The organism is Streptomyces sp. NPDC013457 (assembly GCF_043089925.1).
GTDB lineage: Bacteria > Actinomycetota > Actinomycetes > Streptomycetales > Streptomycetaceae > Streptomyces.
On record NZ_JBICBL010000003.1, the window covers coordinates 305,382 to 328,360 of the forward strand.

Genomic DNA, 22,979 nt, shown 5'->3' on the forward strand with positions numbered 1-22,979 from the left:
GTTGTGATCGCCCTCTCCCTCGCCGAGATCGCCGAAATCGTCGGCGGGCAGTCGTACGACATACCGGATCCGGCCGTCCGGATCACCGGTCCCGTCGTCATCGACTCCCGTGAGGTGAAGCCCGGCAGCCTCTTCGCCGCCTTCGCCGGCGAACAGGTCGACGGCCACGACTACGCGGCCCGCGCCGTCGAGGCGGGCGCGGCAGCCGTGCTGGCCGCCCGCCCCGTCGGCGTACCCGCGATCGTCGTGGACGACGTCCAGACGGCCCTCGGTGCCCTCGCCCGCGCCGTCGTCGAACGCCTCGGCACCGATGTCGTCGCGCTGACCGGCTCGGCCGGCAAGACCTCCACCAAGGACCTGATCGCCCAGGTCCTCGACCGCCACGCACCCACCGTGTGGACACCCGGCTCGCTCAACAACGAGATCGGGCTCCCGCTGACGGCGCTGCGCGCGAGCGACGAGACCAGGCACCTGGTCCTCGAGATGGGCGCCCGCGGCATCGGTCACATCCGCTACCTCACCGGACTGACCCCGCCGCGCATCGGACTCGTGCTCAACGTGGGCACCGCCCACATCGGCGAGTTCGGCGGCCGCGAGCAGATCGCCCAGGCGAAGGGCGAACTCGTCGAGGCGCTGCCCCCGGCCGACGAGGGCGGTGTGGCGGTCCTCAACGCCGACGACCCGCTCGTCCGGGCCATGGCCCAGCGGACCCGGGCGCGCGTGACGCTCTTCGGAGAGTCGGACGAAGCGGTCGTACGTGCCGAGAATGTCCGTCTCACAGCGAACGGACAGCCCTCTTTCAAGCTCCACACACCCACCGGGTGCAGTGACGTGACCTTGCGCCTGTACGGTGAGCACCACGTGTCGAACGCGCTCGCCGCGGCCGCCGTCGCCCATGAGCTGGGCATGCCCGTCGAGGAGATCGCCACCGCGCTCTCGGAGGCGGGCACCCTGTCGCGCTGGCGCATGGAGGTCACCGAGCGTCCGGACGGCGTGACGATCGTCAACGACGCCTACAACGCGAATCCCGAGTCCATGCGAGCCGCTCTGCGCGCGCTCGCGGCCATGGGCCGGGCCGCACAGGCCCAGGGGGGCCGGACGTGGGCGGTGCTCGGCAAGATGGCCGAGCTCGGGGACGCATCGCTCGCCGAGCACGACGCGGTCGGACGGCTCGCCGTCCGGCTCAACGTCAGCAAGCTCGTGGCAGTAGGGGACAGGGAAGCGTCCTGGCTGCAACTGGGCGCATATAACGAGGGTTCGTGGGGTGAGGAGTCGGTGCACGTGTCCGACGCGCAGGCGGCTGTCGACCTGTTGCGCAGAGAGCTGCGCCCGGGGGATGTCGTCCTTGTGAAGGCTTCCAGGTCTGTCGGTCTTGAGCAGGTCGCCCTGGCACTGCTCGACTCCGAGAGCGAGGTCACGGGCCGATGAGGCAGATCCTCTTCGCGGGAGCCATCGGGCTCTTCCTGACCCTGATCGGCACCCCGCTGCTCATCAAGCTCCTTGCCCGCAAGGGGTACGGGCAGTTCATCCGCGACGACGGCCCGCGCGGCCACGCCGGCAAGAAGGGCACGCCCACCATGGGCGGTATCTCCTTCATCCTGGCCACGCTCATCGCGTACGCGCTCGCCAAGGTCATCACCGGTGAGGACCCGACGTACTCGGGTGTGCTCGTCCTCTTCCTGATGGCCGGCATGGGCCTCGTCGGCTTCCTCGACGACTACATCAAGATCGTCAAGCAGCGTTCGCTGGGTCTGCGGGCCAAGGCGAAGATGGCCGGCCAGCTGATCGTCGGCATCGCCTTCGCCGTGCTCTCCCTGCAGTTCGCGGACCTGCGCGGGCTCACCCCCGCCTCCACGAAGCTCTCCTTCATCACCGACTTCGGCTGGGCCATCGGGCCGGTGCTGTTCGTGGTCTGGGCGCTCTTCATGATCCTGGCCATGTCCAACGGCGTGAACCTGACGGACGGTCTGGACGGCCTGGCCACCGGCGCGTCGGTGATGGTCTTCGGCGCGTACACGTTCATCGGCCTGTGGCAGTTCCAGGAGTCCTGCGCCAACGCGGTCACCCTGACCAACCCCAACGCCTGCTTCGAGGTCCGCGACCCGCTCGACCTCGCGGTCGTCGCCTCCGCCCTCATGGGTGCCTGCTTCGGCTTCCTGTGGTGGAACACCTCGCCGGCCAAGATCTTCATGGGCGACACCGGCTCGCTGGCGCTCGGCGGCGCGCTCGCCGGTCTCGCCATCTGCTCCCGTACCGAGCTGCTGCTCGCCCTGCTCGGCGGCCTGTTCGTGCTGATCACCATGTCGGTGGTCATCCAGGTCGGCTCGTTCAAGATGACCGGCAAGCGCGTCTTCCGGATGGCCCCGCTCCAGCACCACTTCGAACTCAAGGGGTGGTCGGAGGTCCTGGTCGTCGTCCGGTTCTGGATCATCCAGGGCATGTGCGTGATCGTGGGCCTGGGCCTCTTCTACGCGGGATGGGCATCCGAAAAGTGAGCTGGAACGGCAAGAGGGTCACCGTCGCGGGTCTCGGGGTCTCCGGGATCCCGGCCGCCCGCGCCCTGCACGGCCTGGGCGCCGTCGTGACCGTCGTCAACGACGGCGACGACGAGCGCTCCCGGGCGCAGGCCGAGGAGCTGCGGGCCGAGGGGATCACCGTCCGCCTCGGTGACGGCGACACCCTGCCGGAAGGCAGCGAACTGGTCGTCACCGCCCCCGGCTGGCGGCCCGACAAGCCGCTCTTCGCGGCCGCCGCCCAGGCGGGCGTGGAGGTCTGGGGCGACGTCGAGCTCGCCTGGCGGCTGCGTGAGACCCCGCCGGGAAGGACTCCCGCTCCCTGGCTCGCCGTGACCGGCACCAACGGCAAGACCACGACCGTGCGGATGCTCGCCTCGATCCTCCAGGCCGCGGGGCTGCGGACCGCCGCCGTCGGGAACATCGGGGTCTCCCTCCTCGACGCCGTCCTCGGCGAGGAGACGTACGACGTCCTCGCCGTCGAGCTCTCCAGCTACCAGCTCCACTGGGCCCCGAGCCTGCGGGCCCACTCGGCCGCGGTGCTCAACCTGGCGCCCGATCACCTCGACTGGCACGGCAGCATGGAGGCGTACGCCGCCGACAAGGGCCGGATCTACGAGGGCAACACCGTGGCCTGCGTCTACAACGTGGCCGACAAGGTCACCGAGGACCTGGTCCGCGAGGCGGACGTCGAGGAGGGCTGCCGGGCCATCGGCTTCACCCTCGGCACCCCCGGCCCGTCCCAGCTCGGCGTCGTCGAGGGCATCCTCGTCGACCGGGCCTTCGTCGAGAACCGGCAGAAGCAGGCCCAGGAGCTCGCCGAGGTCGCCGACGTCCAGCCGCCGGCCCCGCACAACATCGCCAACGCGCTCGCCGCGGCCGCCCTCGCCCGCGCCTTCGGCGTCGAGCCGAAGGCCGTACGGGACGGGCTGCGGGCCTTCCGGCCCGACCCGCACCGCATCGAACTGGTCGAGGAGATCCAGGGCGTCGTCTACGTCGACGACTCCAAGGCGACCAACACCCATGCCGCGGAAGCCTCGTTGGCGGCCTACGACCCGATCGTCTGGATCGCCGGCGGCCTCGCCAAGGGCGCCGCCTTCGACGAGATCGTGGCCAACTCGGCGAAGCGCCTGCGCGGTGTCGTCCTCATCGGCGCCGACCGTGCGCTGATCCGCGAAGCCCTGGCGCGACACGCCCCCGAGGTCCCGGTCGTGGACCTCGACCGGACCGACACTGGGGCGATGTCCGCGGCGGTCGAGGAGGCGTCCCGGCTCGCGCAGCCTGGCGACACGGTCCTGCTGGCCCCGGCCTGCGCCTCGATGGACATGTTCACCAATTACAACAAGCGGGGCGAGGCCTTCGCGGACGCCGTCCGTGCCCTCGCCGCGGCCGGGCGCGACTGACCTGACCAGCAAGGAGGTCCGGCAGCGCCGGGCACGACTGGAGGGGACAGCGACCATGCCGAGCAGAACCGCCGGGACCCGCCGGCCCTCCGCCGTCCGCGGCGGAGGCCGCGTTCCCGCGCCGCCGCGCGCCTCCCGCGCCGGCGGCGTACGGCGGATGTACGAGCAGGCGCGGCGGGCCTGGGACCGGCCTCTCACCGCGTACTACGTCATCCTCGGCGCCGCCCTGCTCATCACCGCGCTCGGCCTGGTGATGGTCTACAGCGCCTCGATGATCACGGCGCTCCGGTACGACCTCGTGCCCTCGTACTTCTTCCGCAAGCAGTTCTTCGCCGCCGTCCTCGGCGCGGTGCTGCTCCTGGTGGCGTCCCGGATGCCCGTGAAGCTGCACCGGGCGCTCGCGTACCCGATCCTCGTCGGTGCGGTCTTCCTGATGGTGCTCGTGCAGATCCCGGGGATAGGGCGGGCGGTCGGCGGCAACCAGAACTGGATCTCGCTGGGCGGCCCGTTCATGCTGCAGCCCAGCGAGTTCGGCAAGCTGGCGCTCATCCTGTGGGGCGCCGACCTGCTGGCCCGCAAGCAGGACATGAAACTGCTCACGCAGTGGAAGCACATGCTCGTGCCGCTGGTGCCCGCGGCGTTCCTGCTGCTCGGGCTCATCATGCTCGGCGGGGACATGGGCACGGCGATCGTGCTGACCGCGATCCTCTTCGGGCTGCTGTGGACGGCCGGCGCCCCCACCAGGCTCTTCGTCGGCGTGCTGGCGGTGGCCGGGGCCATCGGATATCTGCTGATCACGACGAGCGACAACCGGCTGAAGCGGTTCGCCTGCATCGGCGCCACCGACCCCGGCGGAGAGGGCGCGCCCTGTCTCCAGGCCGCCCACGGGATCTATGCTCTGGCCTCGGGCGGATGGTTCGGTTCCGGACTGGGTGCCAGTGTGGAAAAATGGGGCCAACTACCCGAAGCGCACACCGACTTCATCTTCGCCGTCACCGGGGAGGAACTGGGTCTGGCGGGGACGCTGTCGGTACTCGCCCTGTTCGCGGCTCTAGGCTATGCGGGTATCCGCGTGGCCGGACGCACGGAGGACCCCTTCGTGAGGTACGCCGCGGGAGGTGTGACCACGTGGATCACGGCCCAGGCCGTGATCAACATCGGTGCGGTGCTCGGTCTGCTGCCGATCGCCGGGGTCCCGCTCCCGCTGTTCTCCTACGGAGGGTCGGCCCTGCTGCCGACCATGTTCGCCGTCGGGCTCCTCATCGCCTTCGCGCGACAGGAACCCGCCGCGAGAGCGGCCCTGGCCATGCGGCGCCCCGGCTGGGGTAGGCGGGCCGGGGTGAGATGGAAGTCGATGCGACGGCGCGTCAAGAAGCGTCCGTCCGGAGAGCGGTGAATTTCGGTGCATGTCGTACTCGCCGGTGGGGGGACCGCCGGCCACATCGAGCCCGCGCTCGCCCTCGCGGACGCCCTGCGCAGGCAGGACCCGAGCGTGGGCATCACGGCGCTCGGCACGGAGAAGGGCCTGGAGACCCGACTCGTCCCCGAGCGGGGCTACGAGCTGGCGCTCATCCCTGCCGTGCCGCTGCCGCGCAAGCCCACCCCTGAGCTGATCACCGTCCCCGGACGGCTGCGCGGCACCATCAAGGCGGCCGAGCAGATCCTGGAGCGCACCAAGGCGGACTGTGTGGTCGGCTTCGGCGGCTACGTGGCCCTGCCCGGCTATCTCGCGGCCAAGCGCCTCGGAGTGCCGATCGTGGTCCACGAGGCCAACGCCCGGCCGGGCCTGGCCAACAAGATCGGCTCGCGGTACGCGGCCGGGGTCGCCGTCGCGACGCCGGACTCGAAGCTCCGCAACGCCCGTTACATCGGCATCCCGCTGCGGCACACCATCGCCACCCTCGACCGGGCCCGGGTCCGGCCCGAGGCGCGCGCCGCCTTCGGTCTCGACCCGAACCTGCCGACGCTGCTCGTCTCCGGCGGCTCGCAGGGCGCACGCCGGCTCAACGAGGTCGTCCAGCAGATCGCGCCCGTGCTCCAGCGCTCCGGCATCCAGATCCTGCACGCGGTCGGCCCGAAGAACGAGCTGCCGCGTGTCGACAACATGCCCGGCATGCCGCCGTACGTCCCGGTACCGTACGTGGACCGGATGGACCTCGCGTACGCGGCGGCGGACATGATGCTCTGCCGCGCGGGCGCGATGACCGTCGCCGAGCTCTCCGCCGTCGGGCTGCCCGCCGCCTACGTCCCGCTGCCCATCGGCAACGGCGAACAGCGGCTCAACGCCCAGCCGGTGGTCAAGGCGGGCGGCGGGCTGCTCGTCGACGACGCGGAGCTGTCGCCGCAGTGGGTGCAGGGCAACGTCCTGCCCGTGCTGGCGGATCCGCACCGGCTGTACGAGATGTCCCGCGCCGCCGCCGAGTTCGGCCGCAGGGACGCCGACGACCTGCTCGTCGGCATGGTGTACGACGCGATCGCAGGGCGCTGAGGCGAGCGCGCCGAAGGGCGCGCGGTCCGTCGGCGCGCACGGAGCGCCCGGAGGCGAGTGAGCCTCGATGGGAAGGAGAGTGGACGTGTCCGGACCGACGACCGCGGAGAAGCGCGGCACGAGCGACCCGAAGGGGTCGTCGGACCGGCCGGTGGGGACGGGCGCCCGGGACAGTGGATTCCGGGTGCCCGGGCCGCGGGCCCTGCTGGTGGCGCTCGCTCTCGTCCTGATCGGGTCCGGCACGGTCTGGGCACTCTACGGCTCGTCCTGGCTGCGCCTGGAGCGCGTGTCGACCTCCGGAACACGGATTCTGACACCCCGTGAGGTCGAGACGGCCGCCGCCGTGCCGATCGGTTCCCCGCTCGTCTCGGTCGACACCGACGCCATCGAGGCACGACTGCTCCGGGGACTGCCCCGTATCGACACCGTCGAGGTCACTCGGTCCTGGCCGGATGGAATCGGTCTGAAAGTGACGGAACGAAAGCCGGTCCTGGTGGTGGAAAAGGGCGGAAAGTTCACGGAAGTGGACGCCACCGGAACGCGATTCGCCACCGTGGACAAAGCGCCCCCAGGCGTACCCGAACTCGTGCTGAAGGCCGCCTCCGCGCCGAGCCTGCGCCGCTTCGACGAGGACCGGCTCCTGCTCGAGGCGGTGGGCGTGGCGGGCGAACTCCCGGAGAAAATCGCCCGGGACACTCGTGTCGTGGAGATCACCTCGTACGACTCCGTCACCCTGGAGCTCGGCGGCGGTCGTACGGTCTTCTGGGGCAGCGGCGAGGAGGGTGCCGTCAAGGCCCGTGTACTCACCGCCCTGATGAAGGCCATGCCCAAAGCGGGGCACTTCGATGTAAGCGCCCCCACAGCCCCCGCCACCTCGGGGAGTTGACGCCCATTCCCGCTGGCCAGCACCCTGGTTGGCCAGCGCTACGGGTGATCACATAGGGTGAAAAGAAAAACGGGAGGTTCGGCGTGTTCGTTGAACGTGCGCCACTTGTCGACTTAGTGTCCTGTTCGGAAGAGTCCAGCGAACAGAGACACTGGTAACCCTAAACTTCAACGTTAGGGTTTGGGTCGGCGTTTCGGACCGTCCCATCGGCATCCGTCGTCGCAGCGCGACTACCACCGCGAAGCGGCGACACGTAACTCGAGGCGAGAGGCCTTCGACGTGGCAGCACCGCAGAACTACCTCGCAGTCATCAAGGTCATCGGTGTCGGCGGCGGTGGTGTCAATGCCATCAACCGAATGATCGAGGTCGGTCTCAAGGGCGTCGAGTTCATCGCGATCAACACCGACGCGCAAGCGCTGTTGATGAGCGACGCCGACGTCAAGCTCGACGTCGGCCGTGAACTCACCCGTGGCCTCGGGGCCGGGGCGAACCCGGCAGTCGGTCGCAAGGCGGCAGAGGACCACCGTGAGGAGATCGAGGAGGTCCTCAAGGGGGCCGACATGGTCTTCGTGACCGCCGGCGAAGGTGGCGGCACCGGCACCGGCGGCGCACCCGTCGTGGCCAACATCGCGCGCTCGCTCGGCGCCCTGACGATCGGTGTGGTCACCCGGCCGTTCACCTTCGAGGGACGCCGTCGGGCCAACCAGGCGGAGGACGGCATCGCCGAGCTCCGCGAAGAGGTCGACACCCTCATCGTCATCCCGAACGACCGGCTGCTCTCGATCTCGGACCGCCAGGTCTCCGTGCTCGACGCCTTCAAGTCGGCCGACCAGGTGCTGCTGAGCGGTGTGCAGGGCATCACCGACCTCATCACCACCCCCGGTCTGATCAACCTCGACTTCGCCGACGTCAAGTCGGTCATGTCCGAGGCCGGTTCGGCCCTCATGGGCATCGGCTCCGCCCGCGGCGACGACCGCGCGGTCGCGGCGGCCGAGATGGCGATCTCCTCGCCGCTCCTGGAGGCGTCCATCGACGGCGCCCGTGGCGTGCTGCTCTCCATCTCCGGCGGTTCGGACCTCGGTCTCTTCGAGATCAACGAGGCCGCGCAGCTGGTGAGCGAGGCCGCCCACCCCGAGGCCAACATCATCTTCGGTGCCGTCATCGACGACGCCCTGGGCGACGAGGTACGGGTCACGGTCATCGCGGCCGGCTTCGACGGCGGTCAGCCGCCGACCCGCCGCGACAACATCCTCAGCTCGGCCTCGGCCAAGCGCGAGGAGCCGGCCCCCGCGCCGCGCGCCACCGAGCGCCCGCTCGGCGGCCTCGGCACCGTCGCCCCCCGGGACGAGCCGGCCGCCCCGGCCGAGCCTGCGGCCCCCGCGGTCTCCGCCGAGACCACGCTGCCGCCGACCGTCCCCCCGGTCGTCCCGCCGGCCCGCCCGTACCCGGACACCCAGGCCGAAGAGCTGGACGTTCCGGACTTCTTGAAGTGATAGAGCAGCTCGAACCCGTGAGCGGCGCGCATTTCGCCTTCACCGACAGGTGGGGCGGGGTGAGCGCCGTTCCGTACGAGGAGCTCAACCTCGGCGGCGCGGTGGGGGACGACCCCGAGGCCGTGCTCGTCAACCGGGCCCGGGCGGCCGGGGCCCTGGGCCTCGACCCCGGGCGTGTCGTCTGGATGAACCAGGTGCACGGCCCGGATGTCGCGGTGGTCGACGGACCCTGGGGGGACCGGCCGGTTCCCCAGGTCGACGCGATCGTCACCACCCGGCGCGGACTCGCCCTCGCGGTCCTCACCGCCGACTGCACACCGGTCCTGCTCGCCGATCCCGTCGCCGGAGTCGCGGCCGCCGCCCACGCCGGGCGGCCGGGGATGATCGCCGGGGTCGTGCCGGCCGCCGTGCGGGCCATGATCGAACTCGGCGCCGAACCGGCCCGGATCACCGCCCGTACCGGCCCCGCCGTCTGCGGGCGCTGCTACGAGGTGCCGGAGGCGATGCGCGCCGAGGTGGCCGCCGTCGAGCCGGCCGCCTTCGCCGAGACGAGCTGGGGCACCCCGGCCGTCGACGTCACCGCCGGGGTCCACGCCCAGTTGGAGCGGCTCGGCATCCGGGACCGGCAGGCGAGCGAGGTCTGCACCCGCGAGTCGGGTGACCACTACTCGTACCGCCGCGATCGCACCACAGGGCGACTCGCGGGATATGTCTGGTTGGACGGATATGACGGACCGTAAGTCGGAACTCGCCGAGAACCTGGCGCGGGTGGAGGAACGTATCTCTGCCGCCTGCGCCTCCGCCGGCCGCAAGCGGTCGGAGGTGACCCTGATCGTGGTCACCAAGACCTACCCGGCGAGCGACGTGCGCATCCTGCACGAACTCGGTGTACGGGACGTCGCCGAGAACCGCGACCAGGACGCCGCCCCCAAGGCCGCGGCCTGCGCGGATCTGGACCTCCGCTGGCACTTCGTCGGCCAGTTGCAGACGAACAAGGTCCGTTCTGTGACGAGTTATGCGGATGTCGTGCAGTCCGTCGACCGGTTGAAGCTGGTCACCGCTCTCGCCGCGGCGGCGGAGAAGTCGGGGCGCGAGCTCGGCTGCCTCGTCCAGGTCGCGCTCGACGCAGAGTCGGGCGAGCGCGGAGAGCGCGGCGGCGTGTCGCCGGACCGCGTCGAGGAGTTGGCCGCCGCGGTGGAGGCCGCACCCGGGCTGAGGCTCGACGGACTGATGACCGTCGCGCCGCTCGCCGGTCCCTTCGCGGGCCGCCAACGTGCGGCGTTCGACCGCCTGATGGATTTGTCGACTCTCCTGCGCGCGACCCGTCCGGCTGCGAACATGGTGTCCGCGGGAATGAGCGCGGACCTCGAGGACGCTGTGGCGGCCGGAGCGACACATGTACGCATCGGTACGGCGGTACTGGGTGTCCGCCCCAGGCTCGGGTAACGTCGCCAAGCAAGTCGGACCACAGCAGAAAATATGGTCATTCCCGCCGGTCGGCGGGCAGACCTCGTGGATCACGGGCACTTGGTGACGAGGCCGATCCACCACAGAGCGGAGGACTCAGAGAATGGCCGGCGCGATGCGCAAGATGGCGGTCTACCTCGGCCTCGTGGAGGACGATGGGTACGACGGCCGGGGCTTCGACCCCGACGACGACTTCGAACCCGAGCTGGAACCGGAACCCGAGCGCGAGCGGCGCCATCAGCCCCCGCGACAGCTGGAGCGCGAGGAGCCGGTACGTGTGGTGCAGCAGCCCGCGCCGCGCGAGCCGGTCGCTCACGCCGCCTCGCTATCCGCCGAAAGCGGACGTCCGGCTCGAATCGCCCCCGTGGCGTCCATCACACCCGAACGCCCGAGCCTGGAGAAGAACGCACCGGTGATCATGCCCAAGGTCGTGTCCGAGCGGGAGCCGTACCGCATCACCACGCTGCACCCGAGGACCTACAACGAAGCCCGTACCATCGGGGAACACTTCCGTGAGGGCACTCCGGTGATCATGAACCTCACGGAGATGGACGACACGGACGCGAAGCGACTTGTCGACTTTGCCGCCGGACTCGTCTTCGGGCTCCATGGCAGCATTGAGCGCGTGACGCAGAAGGTGTTCCTGTTGTCGCCTGCTAACGTCGATGTCACGGCGGAGGACAAGGCCCGGATCGCAGAGGGCGGATTCTTCAACCAGAGCTGAGAAAACGAAGACCGGAACGGCCGGCCGCAAGGCCGGGCAAGTGAGAGCACGAGAGCCAGGGGAGAGGGAAGCGCGGGATGGGCGTCGCACTACAAGTGGTCTACATCGCTCTGATGTGCTTCCTCATCGTGCTGATCTTCCGGCTCGTCATGGACTACGTCTTTCAGTTCGCACGTTCATGGCAACCCGGTAAGGCGATGGTGGTCGTTCTGGAGGCCACCTACACTGTCACCGATCCACCGCTCAAGCTTCTGCGGCGGTTCATCCCGCCGTTGCGTCTCGGGGGCGTGGCACTTGACCTGTCCTTCTTCGTTCTGATGATCATCGTCTACATCCTGATCTCCATCGTGAGCGGCTTCGCGAGGTGAATGTGGACGATACGGTCTTGCCGACTGCCGACGACTACGTAGAGGTGAAGAAGAGATGCCGCTGACCCCCGAGGACGTGCGGAACAAGCAGTTCACGACCGTCCGCCTTCGAGAAGGCTATGACGAGGACGAGGTCGATGCCTTCCTCGACGAGGTCGAAGCCGAACTGACCCGCCTGCTCCGCGAGAACGAGGACCTGCGGGCCAAGCTGGCCGCGGCGACGCGTGCCGCTGCGCAGAACCAGCAGCAGCAGGGCATGCGCAAGCCCCCGGAGCAGCAGGATCGTCCCGTCGGTCCCGGCGCCCCGGTGCCCGCCGCCATATCCGGACCGCCCGTCCAGCAGCAGCCCCCGCAGATGGGCCCGCCGCAGCTGCCGTCCGGTGCGCCCCAGCTTCCCGCCGGTCCCGGTGGCCACGGCCCCGGCCCGATGCAGGGTGGCCCGATGGGCCCCGGCCCGATGCAGGGCGGCCCGATGGGTCAGCCGATGGGCGGCCCCATGGGTCACCCCCAGCAGCAGATGCAGCAGCCGATGCAGCAGCCCCAGCAGGGCCCCGGTGGCGACAGCGCCGCCCGTGTCCTCTCGCTGGCCCAGCAGACGGCCGACCAGGCGATCGCGGAGGCCCGTTCCGAGGCCAACAAGATCGTCGGCGAGGCGCGCTCGCGCGCCGAGGGCCTGGAGCGGGACGCCCGCGCCAAGGCTGACGCGCTGGAGCGGGACGCGCAGGAGAAGCACCGCGTCGCGATGGGCTCCCTGGAGTCCGCTCGCGCGACGCTGGAGCGCAAGGTCGAGGACCTGCGCGGCTTCGAGCGCGAGTACCGCACGCGTCTGAAGTCGTACCTGGAGTCGCAGCTGCGCCAGCTGGAGACCCAGGCGGACGACTCGCTGGCTCCGCCGCGTACGCCGGCCACGGCCTCCCTGCCGCCGTCGCCCTCGATGGCCTCGGCGGGCGCGGGTGCGCCGTCGTACGGCGGCAACGGCTCGATGGGCGGCCCGCCGTCCATGGGCGGTGCCCCGTCCTACGGTGGCCAGCAGCAGATGTCGCCGGCGATGACCCAGCCGATGGCTCCGGTCCGCCCGCAGGCGCCGCAGCCGATGCAGCAGGCGCCGGCGCCGATGCGCGGCTTCCTGATCGACGAGGACGACAACTGACGGCGGCGGTTCGCGCGGTGAGCGCGTAGCCGTCGGCAGGCTGAAGGCCGGGCCCCTGGGAAACCAGGGGCCCGGCCTTTTTGCGTGGGCATGGGCGCGGACGGGGGTGGTGACCCACGGTCCTGCGGGGGCACGGAGAAGCCCGGCCCCCCTGTGGGGGCCGGGCTTCTCGGTGCCGCTGGTTACGCCTTGCGGAGGCTGAAGGTCAGGGACAGGCCTTCGTCCGTGAACGGGGTGCCGAACGTGGTGTCCGGGGCGGTCGGGGCGAAGTCCGTCGCCAGGACCTCGTCCGCGATCAGCTCCGCGTGGGCCGTCAGGGCCTCCGTCGTCTCGGGGGACTCCGACGCCCAGCGCAGGGCGATCCGGTCCGCCACGTCCAGGCCGCTGTTCTTGCGGGCCTCCTGGATCAGGCGGATCGCGTCACGGGCCAGGCCCGCCTTCCGCAGCTCCGGGGTGATCTCCAGGTCCAGGGCGACCGTCGCGCCCGCGTCCGAGGCGACCGACCAGCCCTCACGGGGCGTCTCCGTGATGATGATCTCCTCGGGGGTGACGAAGATCGTCTCGCCGTTCACGTCCAGCGTCGCCTCGCCCGCCTGGCGCAGCGCCAGCGACAGCTCCGCCGCGTCCGCCGCCGCGACCGCCTTCGCCACGTCCTGGACGCCCTTGCCGAAGCGCTTGCCGAGCGCGCGGAAGTTCGCCTTCGCCGTCGTGTCGACCAGCGAGCCGCCGACCTCGGAGAGGGAGGCCACGGACGTGACGTTCAGCTCCTCCGTGATCTGGGCCTGCAGCTCCGGGGAGAGCTCGGTGAAGCCCGTCGCCGCCACCAGGGCGCGGGAGAGCGGCTGGCGGGTCTTGACGCCCGACTCCGCCCGCGTCGCCCGGCCCAGCTCGACCAGGCGGCGGACCAGGGTCATCCGGGTCGAGAGCGCCGGGTCGACCAGGGACGCGTCCGGCTCCGGCCACGTCGAGAGGTGGACCGACTCCGGGGCGTCCGGCGTCACCGGGACCACGAGGTCCTGCCAGACCCGCTCCGTGATGAACGGGGTCAGCGGGGCCATCAGCCGCGTGACCGTCTCCACCACGTCGTGCAGGGTCCGCAGCGCCGCCTTGTCGCCCTGCCAGAACCGGCGGCGCGAGCGCCGCACGTACCAGTTCGACAGGTCGTCCACGAACGCCGAGACGAGCTTGCCCGCCCGCTGCGTGTCGTACGACTCCAGCGCCTGTGTGACCTCGGAGACCAGCGTGTTCAGCTCGGACAGGAGCCACTTGTCCAGGACCGTGCGGTCCGCCGGCGCCGGGTCGGCCGCGCTCGGCGCCCAGCCGGACGTACGGGCGTACAGCGCCTGGAAGGCGACCGTGTTCCAGTAGGTGAGGAGGGTCTTCCGCACCACCTCCTGGATCGTGCCGTGGCCCACCCTGCGCGCCGCCCACGGGGAGCCGCCGGCCGCCATGAACCAGCGGACCGCGTCCGCGCCGTGCTGGTCCATCAGCGGGATCGGCTGCAGGATGTTGCCCAGGTGCTTGGACATCTTGCGGCCGTCCTCGGCGAGGATGTGGCCCAGGCAGACCACGTTCTCGTACGACGACTTGTCGAAGACCAGCGTGCCGACCGCCATCAGCGTGTAGAACCACCCACGCGTCTGGTCGATGGCCTCGGAGATGAACTGCGCCGGGTACCGGGACTCGAAGAGTTCCTTGTTCTTGTACGGGTAGCCCCACTGGGCGAACGGCATCGAGCCCGAGTCGTACCAGGCGTCGATGACCTCCGGCACGCGCGTCGCCGTCTTGGAGCAGCTCGGGCAGGGGAAGGTCACCGCGTCGATGTACGGGCGGTGCGGGTCGAGCTCCGACTGGTCGGAGCCCGTCAGCTCGGTCAGCTCGGCGCGCGAGCCCACGCACGTCAGGTGGCCGTCCTCGCAGCGCCACAGCGGCAGCGGCGTGCCCCAGTAGCGGCTCCGGGAGAGCGCCCAGTCGATGTTGTTGTTCAGCCAGTCGCCGAAGCGGCCGTGCTTGACCGAGTCCGGGAACCAGTTCGTCTTCTCGTTCTCTTCGAGAAGGCGGTCCTTCACGGCGGTCGTGCGGATGTACCAGGACGGCTGCGCGTAGTAGAGCAGGGCCGTGTGGCAGCGCCAGCAGTGCGGGTAGCTGTGCTCGTACGGGATGTGCTTGAAGAGCAGGCCGCGCGCGTCCAGGTCGGCGGTCAGCTGCTCGTCGGCCTTCTTGAAGAAGACGCCGCCGACCAGCGGTACGTCCTCCTCGAAGGTGCCGTCGGGGCGGACCGGGTTCACGACCGGCAGGCCGTAGGCGCGGCAGACCTTGAGGTCGTCCTCACCGAAGGCGGGGGACTGGTGGACCAGACCCGTGCCGTCCTCGGTCGTGACGTACTCCGCGTTGACCACGTAGTGCGCCTCGGAGGGGAACTCGACGAGCTCGAAGGGGCGCTGGTACGTCCAGCGCTCCATCTCGGCGCCCGTGAAGGACTCGCCCGTGGTGACCCAGCCCTCGCCGAGCGCCTTCTCCACCAGCGGCGCGGCGACGACGAGCTTCTCCTCGCCGTCGGTCGCGACGACGTAGGTGACCTCGGGGTGCGCGGCGACCGCCGTGTTGGAGACCAGGGTCCAGGGGGTCGTCGTCCAGACCAGGAGCGCCGCCTGGCCGGCCAGCGGGCCGGAGGTCAGCGGGAACCGGACGAAGACGGAGGGGTCGACGACCGTCTCGTACCCCTGGGCCAGCTCGTGGTCCGAGAGGCCGGTGCCGCAGCGCGGGCACCAGGGGGCGACGCGGTGGTCCTGGACGAGCAGGCCCTTGTCGAAGATCTGCTTGAGCGACCACCAGACCGACTCGATGTACTCGGGGTCCATCGTCCGGTACGCGTCGTCCAGGTCGACCCAGTAGCCCATGCGCGTCGTGAGCTCGGCGAAGGCGTCGGTGTGGCGGGTCACGGACTCGCGGCACTTGTCGTTGAACGCGGCGATGCCGTATTCCTCGATGTCCTTCTTGCCGGAGAAGCCGAGTTCCTTCTCGACGGCGAGCTCGACCGGGAGGCCGTGGCAGTCCCAGCCGGCCTTGCGGGCCACGTGGTAGCCGCGCATGGTCCGGAAGCGGGGGAAGACGTCCTTGAAGACGCGGGCCTCGATGTGGTGGGCGCCGGGCATGCCGTTGGCGGTCGGCGGGCCCTCGTAGAACACCCACTCGGGGCGGCCCTCGGACTGCTCCAGGGTCTTGGCGAAGATCTTGCTCTCGCGCCAGAAATCGAGCACGGCGTGCTCGAGCGCGGGCAGGTCGACCTGGGCGGGCACCTGGCGGTACTGCGGCGGTTTCATCGGCGAGCTTCCTCCGGCGGACTGCTTCGTTTCCGTCCGGAGGGACGAGAGCGCCGTGCTGCGCGGCTCCCGCGGTACCACCCTCCTTGGCCCCGGACGGTGTCGTCCGTGGCCCCCTCATTGGGGTCGCGATGCCGGTTCTAGTCGCCTGACGGCTTTCTTCCGGCGGCTCCGGGGTGATCCTTCACATCGGGCTGGCCCCCGGGCTCTCACCGTCCCCGGGTCGCTCATGGCTGCGTACGACGCTACTCGTCCCCATCCAAGCCTTTCGCTCAGCCCAGTGTACGGGGCCGGAAGCCGCTCGGCAGACCGCTTTTCCGGCGGCGCGCGGGGCGGCCGGACATGACCCGAATGGCCATACGGCCCTGGCCGGACTTCACCGGCCGCCGCGGGGCGGATTACGGGGCGGGGAGCTGGGCACAACGGATGCAGACTCGCCGTGCCGGCGGCATGGGGCGGGTGCGAACGGCGGCGTGCCCCGTTGCCGCGGGCCTTGGGCCGATTTATCGTCCCAGCACGATTCGCGAGCAAGATCACAAAATGTGAAGGGGCCGCGACATGGTGGCGAAGAAGACCGCCGCGAAGAAGACCTCGACCGCCGGATCCACCGGTGTGGACGGGGCGGCCAAGGACGTCACCGGCAAGAAGACGACGGTCGCGAAGAAGGCGGCGGCGAAGAAGGCCCCGGCACGCGGGACGACGAAGAGCACGGCGAAGAGCACGGAGAAGGCCGAGGCCACCCCGGCGAAGACGTCCGCCAGGAAGACCACCGCGAAGAAGACCTCCGCCGGGAAGACCCCGGCCTCCGAGGCGGCCGCCACGAAGGCTCCGCCGACGAAGGAGACCTCGGCGGCCGAGAAGGCCCCGGCCGCCGGCAGGACGGTCGCGAAGAAGACCGCGGCCGAGAAGACCGCAGCCAAGAAGAAGGCCGCATCCGCGGCGCACGTGAAGCAGACAGGAGCCGCGACAGTGGCAGCTAAGAAGACCGCGGGTGGCGTCACGACGGCAGACGGCGAGGCCGCGGTCCCTCCGGCGCGCGCCGGTGAGCTCGCCGTACGCCCCGGTGAGGACCCCTGGACGCCCGCGGAGGTCGCGGAGGCCCGGGCCGGGCTGGAGAGCGAGGTCCTCCGCCTGCGGGCCGAGCTGCTCCACTCCCAGGAGGAGCTGACCGGCCTCATGCGGGACTCCGGGGACGGCGCGGGGGACGACCAGGCCGACACCGGCACCAAGAACATCACCCGCGAGCACGAGCTCGCCCTGGCCGCCAACGCCCGCGAGATGCTGGAACAGTCCGAGCACGCCCTGGAGCGCCTCGACGCGGGCACGTACGGCCTCTGCGAGGTGTGCGGCAAGCCGATCGGCAAGGCGCGCATGCAGGCGTTCCCGAGGGCCACCCTCTGCGTCGAGGACAAGCAGAAGCAGGAGCGCCGCGGCTGACGGCCCCGAAGGGGTGTGCCGTACCCTCGTGCACAGTCAGGGCACCTAGGTTGAGGGACTCACGTGGCAGAGGCGGAGCGCATCATCGGTACGCCGGATTCAGACGCGGACGGCTCGGGCGGCGAGGCCGCCGCCCCGGTCGCGGACGAGCGGCCGAAGGGCCGGCGCAAGATCGTCGCGCTGCTGGTCGTGGCGCTCTTCGCGTATCTGCTCGACCTCGGAAGCAAGATGCTCGTGGTCGCCGAGCTGGAGGGCCACGAGCCGATCCAGGTGATCGGTGACGTGCTGAGGTTCGAGGCGATCCGGAACCCGGGCGCCGCCTTCGGCATGGGTGAGGCCTTCACGATCATCTTCACCTTCATCGCGGCGGCGGTGATCGTGGTGATCATCCGGCTCGCGCGCAAGCTGTACAGCACGTGGTGGGCGGTCGCGCTCGGTCTGCTGCTCGGCGGTGCCCTGGGCAACCTGACCGACCGGATCTTCCGCTCGCCGGGCGTCTTCGAGGGCGCGGTCGTGGACTTCATCGCGCCCGCGCACTTCGCCGTCTTCAACCTCGCGGACTCGGCGATCGTCTGCGGCGGCTTCCTGATCGTCATCCTGTCGTTCCGGGGCCTGGACCCCGACGGCACCGTCCACAAGGACTGACAAGGCATACTCGACGGGTGAGTACGAGTCCCGAGATCCGCACCCTGCCCGTTCCCGATGGCCTGGAGGGCGAGCGCGTCGACGCCGCCATCGCCCGGATGTTCGGGTTCTCCCGCACGAAGGCGGCGGAGCTGGCCGCCTCCGGCAAGGTCCAGGTCGACGGCGCCGTCGTCGGCAAGTCCGAGCGGGTCAGCGGCGGCGCTTGGCTCGAGGTCGAGATGCCCGGCGCCCCGGCTCCGGTGCAGATCGTGGCCGAGCCTGTCGAGGGCATGGAGATCATCCACGACGACGACGACATCGTCGTGATCATGAAGCCGATCGGGGTCGCCGCGCACCCGAGCCCCGGCTGGACCGGGACGACGGTCATCGGCGGCCTCGCCGCCGCCGGGTACCGCATCTCCACCTCCGGCGCCGCCGAGCGCCAGGGGATCGTGCACCGCCTCGACGTCGGTACGTCGGGTCTCATGGTCGTCGCCAAGTCCGAGCGGGCGTACACGCTGCTCAAGGCGCAGTTCAAGGAGCGGGTCGTCGACAAGCGCTACCACGCGCTGGTCCAGGGGCACCCGGACCCGATGAGCGGCACGATCGACGCCCCGATCGGGCGACACCCCCAGCACGACTACAAGTGGGCCGTCACCGCCGAGGGCAAGCCCTCGGTGACGCACTACGACCTGATCGAGGCCTACCGCGCGGCCTCGCTGCTGGACATCAAGCTGGAGACCGGCCGTACGCACCAGATCCGCGTGCACATGTCGGCCCACCGCCACCCCTGCGTCGGCGACCTCACCTACGGCGCGGACCCGACGATGGCCAAGCGGCTCGGACTGACGCGCCAGTGGCTGCACGCCGTGCGCCTCGGCTTCGAGCACCCGTCGGACGGGCGCTGGGTCGAGTTCGAGAGCACGTACCCGGCGGACCTGCAGAACGCCCTGGACCGGATCGCGGCGGAGAGCGCATGAGCACCGGATACGCGGTCCGCGAGGCGATCGGCCCGGACGACCGGGAGGCCTGCTTCACGGTGCGCCGCGAGGTCTTCGTCGTCGAGCAGAACGTGCCGCAGGACATCGAGTACGACCGTTACGACGAGACCGCCGTCCACGTCCTCGCCGTGCGCGAGGACGGGCTGCCGCTGGGCACCGGCCGGCTGCTGCACGGAGCCGACGCGCTGGGCAAGACCGGCGGGGACGCCTCGGTCGGCTCGCTCGGCCGGCTCGCCGTCTCCAAGGCCGCGCGCGGCCTCGGGGTCGGCGCGGCGCTGGTCCGCGCGATCGAGGACGCGGCGCGCGCGCGTGGCCTGACGGCCGTCGACCTGCACGCCCAGACCCATGCGCTCGGCTTCTACGAGCGGCTCGGCTACGAGGTGTACGGCCCCGAGTTCCCGGACGCGGGCATCCCGCACCGCGCGATGCGGCGGGCGCTCTAGGAGGCGAGACACCCCCTGGGGCTTGGCGGGCGGCGCCCTGCTCCGATCGGTCCGGTCCAGCCGGTCCGGTCCGGTGGCGGGGTGCAGGGGCACATGGGGTGGTCCGGGGTGATTCGTCCCCCGGCGTGGCAGGGTTGAGGTCCGATCATCGACCGTGCCTGCCCGCCGCCAGGCCGGAAGGGCGCCCCCGTGGACCAATTGGCCCTGCTGTTCGTGCTGTTGCTCGGCGCCGTGCTCACGGTGCCGCTCGGGGACCGGCTCGGACTGCCCGCCCCGGTGCTCATGACCGTCGTCGGAGTCGTGTTCGCGTTCCTGCCCTTCGTACCGAACGTCGACATCCCGCCCGAGTACATCCTCCCGCTCGTCCTGCCACCGCTGCTCTACGCCTCGGTCCAGCGCACCTCCTGGCGGCAGTTCGCGGCCAACCGGCGGCCCATCTTCCTGCTGGCCGTCGCCCTGGTCTTCGTCACCACGGCCGCCGTCGCCGCCACCGCGAACGCGCTCGTCCCCGGGCTGCCCCTCGCCGCCGCCGTCGCGCTCGGCGCCCTCGTCGCCCCGCCCGACCCGGTCGCCGCGACCGCCGTCGCCGGGTCGCTCGGGCTGCCGCGGCGGCTGATCTCGATCCTGGAGGGGGAGGGGCTGTTCAACGACGTCACCGCGATCGTCCTGTACCACGTGGCGATCTCGGCGGTCGTCGGCGGCAGCTTCAGCTGGGAGGGCGCGGGCCTGGAACTGGTCCTCTCCGCCGTGGTGGCCGTCGCCGTCGGGCTCGTCCTCGGCTGGCTCAGCAACAAGCTCATGGGGATCCTCGGAGAGGCCACCCTGCAGACCGGGCTCACCCTCCTCGTCCCGTTCGTCGCCTACGTCCTCGCCGAGGAGCTGCGCGGCTCCGGCGTCCTCGCCGTGCTGGTCGTCGCCCTCTATCTCGCGGAGAACGCGCTCGACGCCGACGACGTGATGGGCCGGCTCGCCGGACAGACCTTCTGGGAGATCGTCGACACCCTCGTCACCGGCATCGCCTTCGGGCTCATCGGCCTGGAGCTCCACAACGTCTTCGGCACGGCCGACAACCGGCTCGGCGAGATGCTCGGCTGGGGCGCGGTCGTGGCCGGTGTCGTGATCGGCGTACGGCTGCTGTGGCTGCTGCCCGCCACCTGGCTGGCCAAGCGGCTGCACACCCGGCGCGACTACGACGAGCAGATCCCCGTCAGCTGGCGGGAGACCGTCGTCATGTGGTGGGCCGGAATGCGCGGAGTGGCGTCCGTGGCGCTCGCTCTCGCCATTCCGTTCCGTACGGACGACGGCTCGCCGTTCCCCGCGCGGGACCAGATCATCTTCATCGCCTTCTGTGTGATCATGGTCACACTCCTGCTCCAGGGGCTCACCCTGCCCTGGCTGGTCAGGCGGCTCGGCGTGCAGGCCGACACGGACGCCGAACGGGCCCTGGAACGCGAGCTGGCACTGCGCGCGGCCAAGGCGGCCCGGCGCCGGCTGAAGCAGATCGAGGAGCTCGAGGAGCTGCCGGAGGAGGTCCAGGAGCGGCTCCAGCGCGGGGCGTTCGACATCGGGGCGCGGATCAGCCCGGAGATGGTGGACGAGGAACGGCGGGCCGCCTTCGTCGAGCGCGCCGGGCGCCTCAAGGCCGTCCAGCGGATCCAGCGGGAGATGATGTCGGCCGCCCGGCACGAGGTGCTCGCGGCGCGCAGCGAGCCGGGCGCCGATCCCGAGGTGGTGGACCGGGTGCTGCGCCAGCTGGACGTCCGCAGCATGCGGTGACCCGGGACCGCTCGCGCCGCCGTACCGGACCTCCGGCCGTCCCGCCGCTCCCGCTCCCGCCCTCGGTTCTCATGCTCCCGGCTCTCCCGCTCTCAGCCGCGGCCGGTCCGCGTGGGCTCGTCGCCGTTGGTGTACACGGCCGGATGGTCCGCCACGCGCGGCGACGGCACCGCGGACGAGGTCGCGATCCGCGGCAGGGCGTGCGGCTGCTTCTCCGCCAGCCAGGCCACGAGGCCCTCCCGCACGGTGCACCGCACCGTCCAGAGGTCGTCCGCGTCCTTGGCGGTGACCACCACCCGTACCTGGATCGTGCTGGGCGTGGTGTCCGTGACCGCCAGGCTCCAGTCGCGGCCGTCCCAGGCCCGGCACTGCGCCAGGATCTCCTCGGTCCTCAGGCGCATCGCGTCGAGTGGCGCGGAGTGGTCGAGATGGAGGAGGACCGCCCCCGTCATCTGCGCCCCGCCGCGCGACCAGTTCTCGAAGGGCTTGCCGGTGAAGTACGAGACCGGCATGGTGATCCGGCGCTCGTCCCAGGTCCGTACCGCGAGGAACGTCAGCGTGACCTCCTCGACCACGCCCCACTCGCCGTCGACGACCACGGTGTCGCCGATCCGCACCATGTCGCCGAAGGCGATCTGGAAGCCGGCGAAGAGGTTGCCGAGGGTGGACTGGGCGGCGACGCCCGCGACGATGCCGATGATGCCTGCGGAGGCCAGCATCGAGGTCCCGACGGTGCTGAGCGCGGGGAAGGTCAGCAGCGCCGCGGCCACGGCGACCACGGCGACGACCGCCGTCACGATGCGGGTGATGAGCGTGACCTGGGTGCGCACCCGGCGGACCCGGGCCGGGTCGCGGGTGGCGGAGGCGTACCGGGCGAAGGTGGCCTCGACCACGGCCGAGGCGATGTGGATGACCAGCCACGCGCCGGAGCCGATGAGGATCAGGGAGAGGATCTGGCCGATGCCCGCCGCGTGTTCCTCGACCGGGCTCCACTTCGTCTGGCGGTAGGTGCCGCGCAGGAGCGAGGCGAGCAGGACCGCCTGGAGCGGTGGCCGGCAGCGGCGCAGCAGCCCCCAGAGCGGGGTCTCGCGGTGATGGGCGTCGGCCCGGCGCAGCAGCACGTCGACGGCCCAGCCGACGAGCGCCGTGAGCAGGAGCGCCCCTCCGACGACGAGGAGCGGGCGCAGCGCGGTGTCCATGTGATCGAGACCTCCGTGTCTCCGGCTCGGTGGGCCCGGCTGGCAGGATGGACCGCATGGACATCATGCTTTTCCACTCGACCTACGGCTTGCGTCCGGCGGTGGAGTCCGCGGCCGAGCGGCTGCGGTCCGCCGGGCATCAGGTTCGGGTGCCCGACCTCTTCGGGGGCCAAACCGCGGAGACGGTCGAGGAGGGGATGGAGCTCCAGAAGTCGATCGGCAAGGACGAGCTGCTGCGGCGTGCCGTCCTCGCTGCCGCGCCCTACTCGGACCGCGGTCTCGTCTACGCCGGCTTCTCCTTCGGCGCCTCGGTGGCGCAGACCCTGGCCCTGGGGGACGAGAAGGCGCGCGGTCTGCTGCTGCTCCACGGCACCTCGGACATCGCCGAGAGCGCGGCCGTCGACGACCTTCCCGTACAGCTGCACATCGCCGACCCGGACCCCTTCGAGTCGCACGACTGGCTGACGTCCTGGTACCTGCGGATGGGGAAGGCGGGGGCGGACGTGGAGGTCTACCGCTACCCGGGCGCCGGGCACCTGTTCACCGACCCGGACCTGCCGGACTGGGACGAGGCGGCGGCCGAGCGGACCTGGGCGGTCGCGCTGGCGTTCATCGAGAGCCTGTAGGACCGAGGGTTCCGGACATACGGAAAGGGTGCGGCGGGGGCTCTCCCGCCGCACCCT

General features: G+C 70.9%; 20 protein-coding genes. 18 read left to right on the top strand and 2 right to left on the bottom strand.

Features of this window, described 5'->3' with window-relative positions:
* The first annotated feature begins 3 nt into the window (after positions 1–3).
* From murF to ACF1G2_RS10280, 12 genes are all read left to right on the top strand, one after another.
* Positions 4–1,428 (top strand): UDP-N-acetylmuramoyl-tripeptide--D-alanyl-D-alanine ligase, encoded by a 1,425-nt coding sequence (gene murF / locus ACF1G2_RS10225; RefSeq protein ID WP_391797850.1) that lies wholly within the window; start codon positions 4–6, stop codon positions 1,426–1,428.
* On the top strand, positions 1,425–2,495 hold the full coding sequence (gene mraY, locus ACF1G2_RS10230; protein WP_189802264.1) for a phospho-N-acetylmuramoyl-pentapeptide-transferase: 1,071 nt from the start codon (positions 1,425–1,427) through the stop codon (positions 2,493–2,495). The genes murF and mraY overlap by 4 nt, the downstream gene beginning before the upstream one ends.
* The gene (gene murD / locus ACF1G2_RS10235) at positions 2,477–3,916 is read left to right on the top strand and encodes a UDP-N-acetylmuramoyl-L-alanine--D-glutamate ligase (protein ID WP_391797851.1); all 1,440 of its coding nucleotides are present in this window, start codon (positions 2,477–2,479) and stop codon (positions 3,914–3,916) included. Before mraY ends, murD begins: the two co-directional genes overlap by 19 nt.
* Before the next feature lie 55 nt (positions 3,917–3,971).
* Positions 3,972–5,312 (top strand): putative lipid II flippase FtsW, encoded by a 1,341-nt coding sequence (ftsW, locus tag ACF1G2_RS10240; protein WP_391797852.1) that lies wholly within the window; start codon positions 3,972–3,974, stop codon positions 5,310–5,312.
* 6 nt (positions 5,313–5,318) lie between these two features.
* Positions 5,319–6,404 carry an undecaprenyldiphospho-muramoylpentapeptide beta-N-acetylglucosaminyltransferase gene (murG, locus tag ACF1G2_RS10245; protein WP_391797853.1) on the top strand — a complete coding sequence of 362 codons (1,086 nt, stop codon included), beginning with the start codon at positions 5,319–5,321 and terminating at the stop codon, positions 6,402–6,404.
* A gap of 85 nt (positions 6,405–6,489) precedes the next feature.
* Positions 6,490–7,290 carry a cell division protein FtsQ/DivIB gene (locus ACF1G2_RS10250; protein ID WP_391797854.1) on the top strand — a complete coding sequence of 267 codons (801 nt, stop codon included), beginning with the start codon at positions 6,490–6,492 and terminating at the stop codon, positions 7,288–7,290.
* Between the two features lie 279 nt (positions 7,291–7,569).
* The gene (ftsZ, locus tag ACF1G2_RS10255) at positions 7,570–8,784 is read left to right on the top strand and encodes a cell division protein FtsZ (protein WP_391797855.1); all 1,215 of its coding nucleotides are present in this window, start codon (positions 7,570–7,572) and stop codon (positions 8,782–8,784) included.
* Positions 8,781–9,524: a peptidoglycan editing factor PgeF gene (pgeF, locus tag ACF1G2_RS10260; protein WP_391797856.1), complete on the top strand. Its 744-nt coding sequence runs from the start codon at positions 8,781–8,783 to the stop codon at positions 9,522–9,524. The genes ftsZ and pgeF overlap by 4 nt, the downstream gene beginning before the upstream one ends.
* Positions 9,511–10,230, top strand: a complete 720-nt coding sequence (locus ACF1G2_RS10265) for a YggS family pyridoxal phosphate-dependent enzyme (protein ID WP_391797857.1) — start codon at positions 9,511–9,513, stop codon at positions 10,228–10,230. Before pgeF ends, ACF1G2_RS10265 begins: the two co-directional genes overlap by 14 nt.
* Positions 10,231–10,354: 124 nt before the next feature.
* The gene (locus ACF1G2_RS10270) at positions 10,355–10,975 is read left to right on the top strand and encodes a cell division protein SepF (protein ID WP_391797858.1); all 621 of its coding nucleotides are present in this window, start codon (positions 10,355–10,357) and stop codon (positions 10,973–10,975) included.
* Positions 10,976–11,052: 77 nt separating this feature from the next.
* Positions 11,053–11,343, top strand: coding sequence for a YggT family protein (locus tag ACF1G2_RS10275; RefSeq protein WP_352190508.1), 291 nt, complete (start codon positions 11,053–11,055; stop codon positions 11,341–11,343).
* Positions 11,344–11,398: 55 nt separating this feature from the next.
* The gene (locus ACF1G2_RS10280; RefSeq protein ID WP_383172523.1) at positions 11,399–12,493 is read left to right on the top strand and encodes a DivIVA domain-containing protein; all 1,095 of its coding nucleotides are present in this window, start codon (positions 11,399–11,401) and stop codon (positions 12,491–12,493) included.
* 182 nt (positions 12,494–12,675) lie between these two features.
* Here ACF1G2_RS10280 and ileS read toward each other — a convergent pair whose 3' ends face one another.
* Complete coding sequence (gene ileS, locus ACF1G2_RS10285; RefSeq protein WP_391797859.1) at positions 12,676–15,816, bottom strand: isoleucine--tRNA ligase; 3,141 nt, start codon at positions 15,814–15,816, stop codon at positions 12,676–12,678.
* Positions 15,817–16,374: 558 nt separating this feature from the next.
* On the opposite strand from ileS, the gene ACF1G2_RS10290 reads away from it, so the two are divergent.
* From ACF1G2_RS10290 to ACF1G2_RS10310, 5 genes are all read left to right on the top strand, one after another.
* Positions 16,375–17,253 (top strand): TraR/DksA C4-type zinc finger protein, encoded by an 879-nt coding sequence (locus tag ACF1G2_RS10290; RefSeq protein ID WP_391797860.1) that lies wholly within the window; start codon positions 16,375–16,377, stop codon positions 17,251–17,253.
* A gap of 63 nt (positions 17,254–17,316) precedes the next feature.
* Positions 17,317–17,898: a signal peptidase II gene (lspA, locus tag ACF1G2_RS10295; protein WP_383221334.1), complete on the top strand. Its 582-nt coding sequence runs from the start codon at positions 17,317–17,319 to the stop codon at positions 17,896–17,898.
* A gap of 17 nt (positions 17,899–17,915) precedes the next feature.
* Positions 17,916–18,857, top strand: a complete 942-nt coding sequence (locus ACF1G2_RS10300; protein WP_352190513.1) for an RluA family pseudouridine synthase — start codon at positions 17,916–17,918, stop codon at positions 18,855–18,857.
* The gene (locus ACF1G2_RS10305) at positions 18,854–19,321 is read left to right on the top strand and encodes a GNAT family N-acetyltransferase (RefSeq protein ID WP_391797861.1); all 468 of its coding nucleotides are present in this window, start codon (positions 18,854–18,856) and stop codon (positions 19,319–19,321) included. The genes ACF1G2_RS10300 and ACF1G2_RS10305 overlap by 4 nt, the downstream gene beginning before the upstream one ends.
* 189 nt (positions 19,322–19,510) lie before the next feature.
* The gene (locus tag ACF1G2_RS10310; RefSeq protein ID WP_391797862.1) at positions 19,511–21,097 is read left to right on the top strand and encodes a Na+/H+ antiporter; all 1,587 of its coding nucleotides are present in this window, start codon (positions 19,511–19,513) and stop codon (positions 21,095–21,097) included.
* 92 nt (positions 21,098–21,189) lie between these two features.
* Here ACF1G2_RS10310 and ACF1G2_RS10315 read toward each other — a convergent pair whose 3' ends face one another.
* Positions 21,190–22,296, bottom strand: a complete 1,107-nt coding sequence (locus ACF1G2_RS10315) for a mechanosensitive ion channel family protein (RefSeq protein WP_391797863.1) — start codon at positions 22,294–22,296, stop codon at positions 21,190–21,192.
* 47 nt (positions 22,297–22,343) lie between these two features.
* On the opposite strand from ACF1G2_RS10315, the gene ACF1G2_RS10320 reads away from it, so the two are divergent.
* Entirely contained in the window at positions 22,344–22,922 is a 579-nt protein-coding gene (locus ACF1G2_RS10320; protein WP_391797864.1) for a dienelactone hydrolase family protein, read from the top strand.
* Positions 22,923–22,979 lie beyond the last annotated feature (57 nt).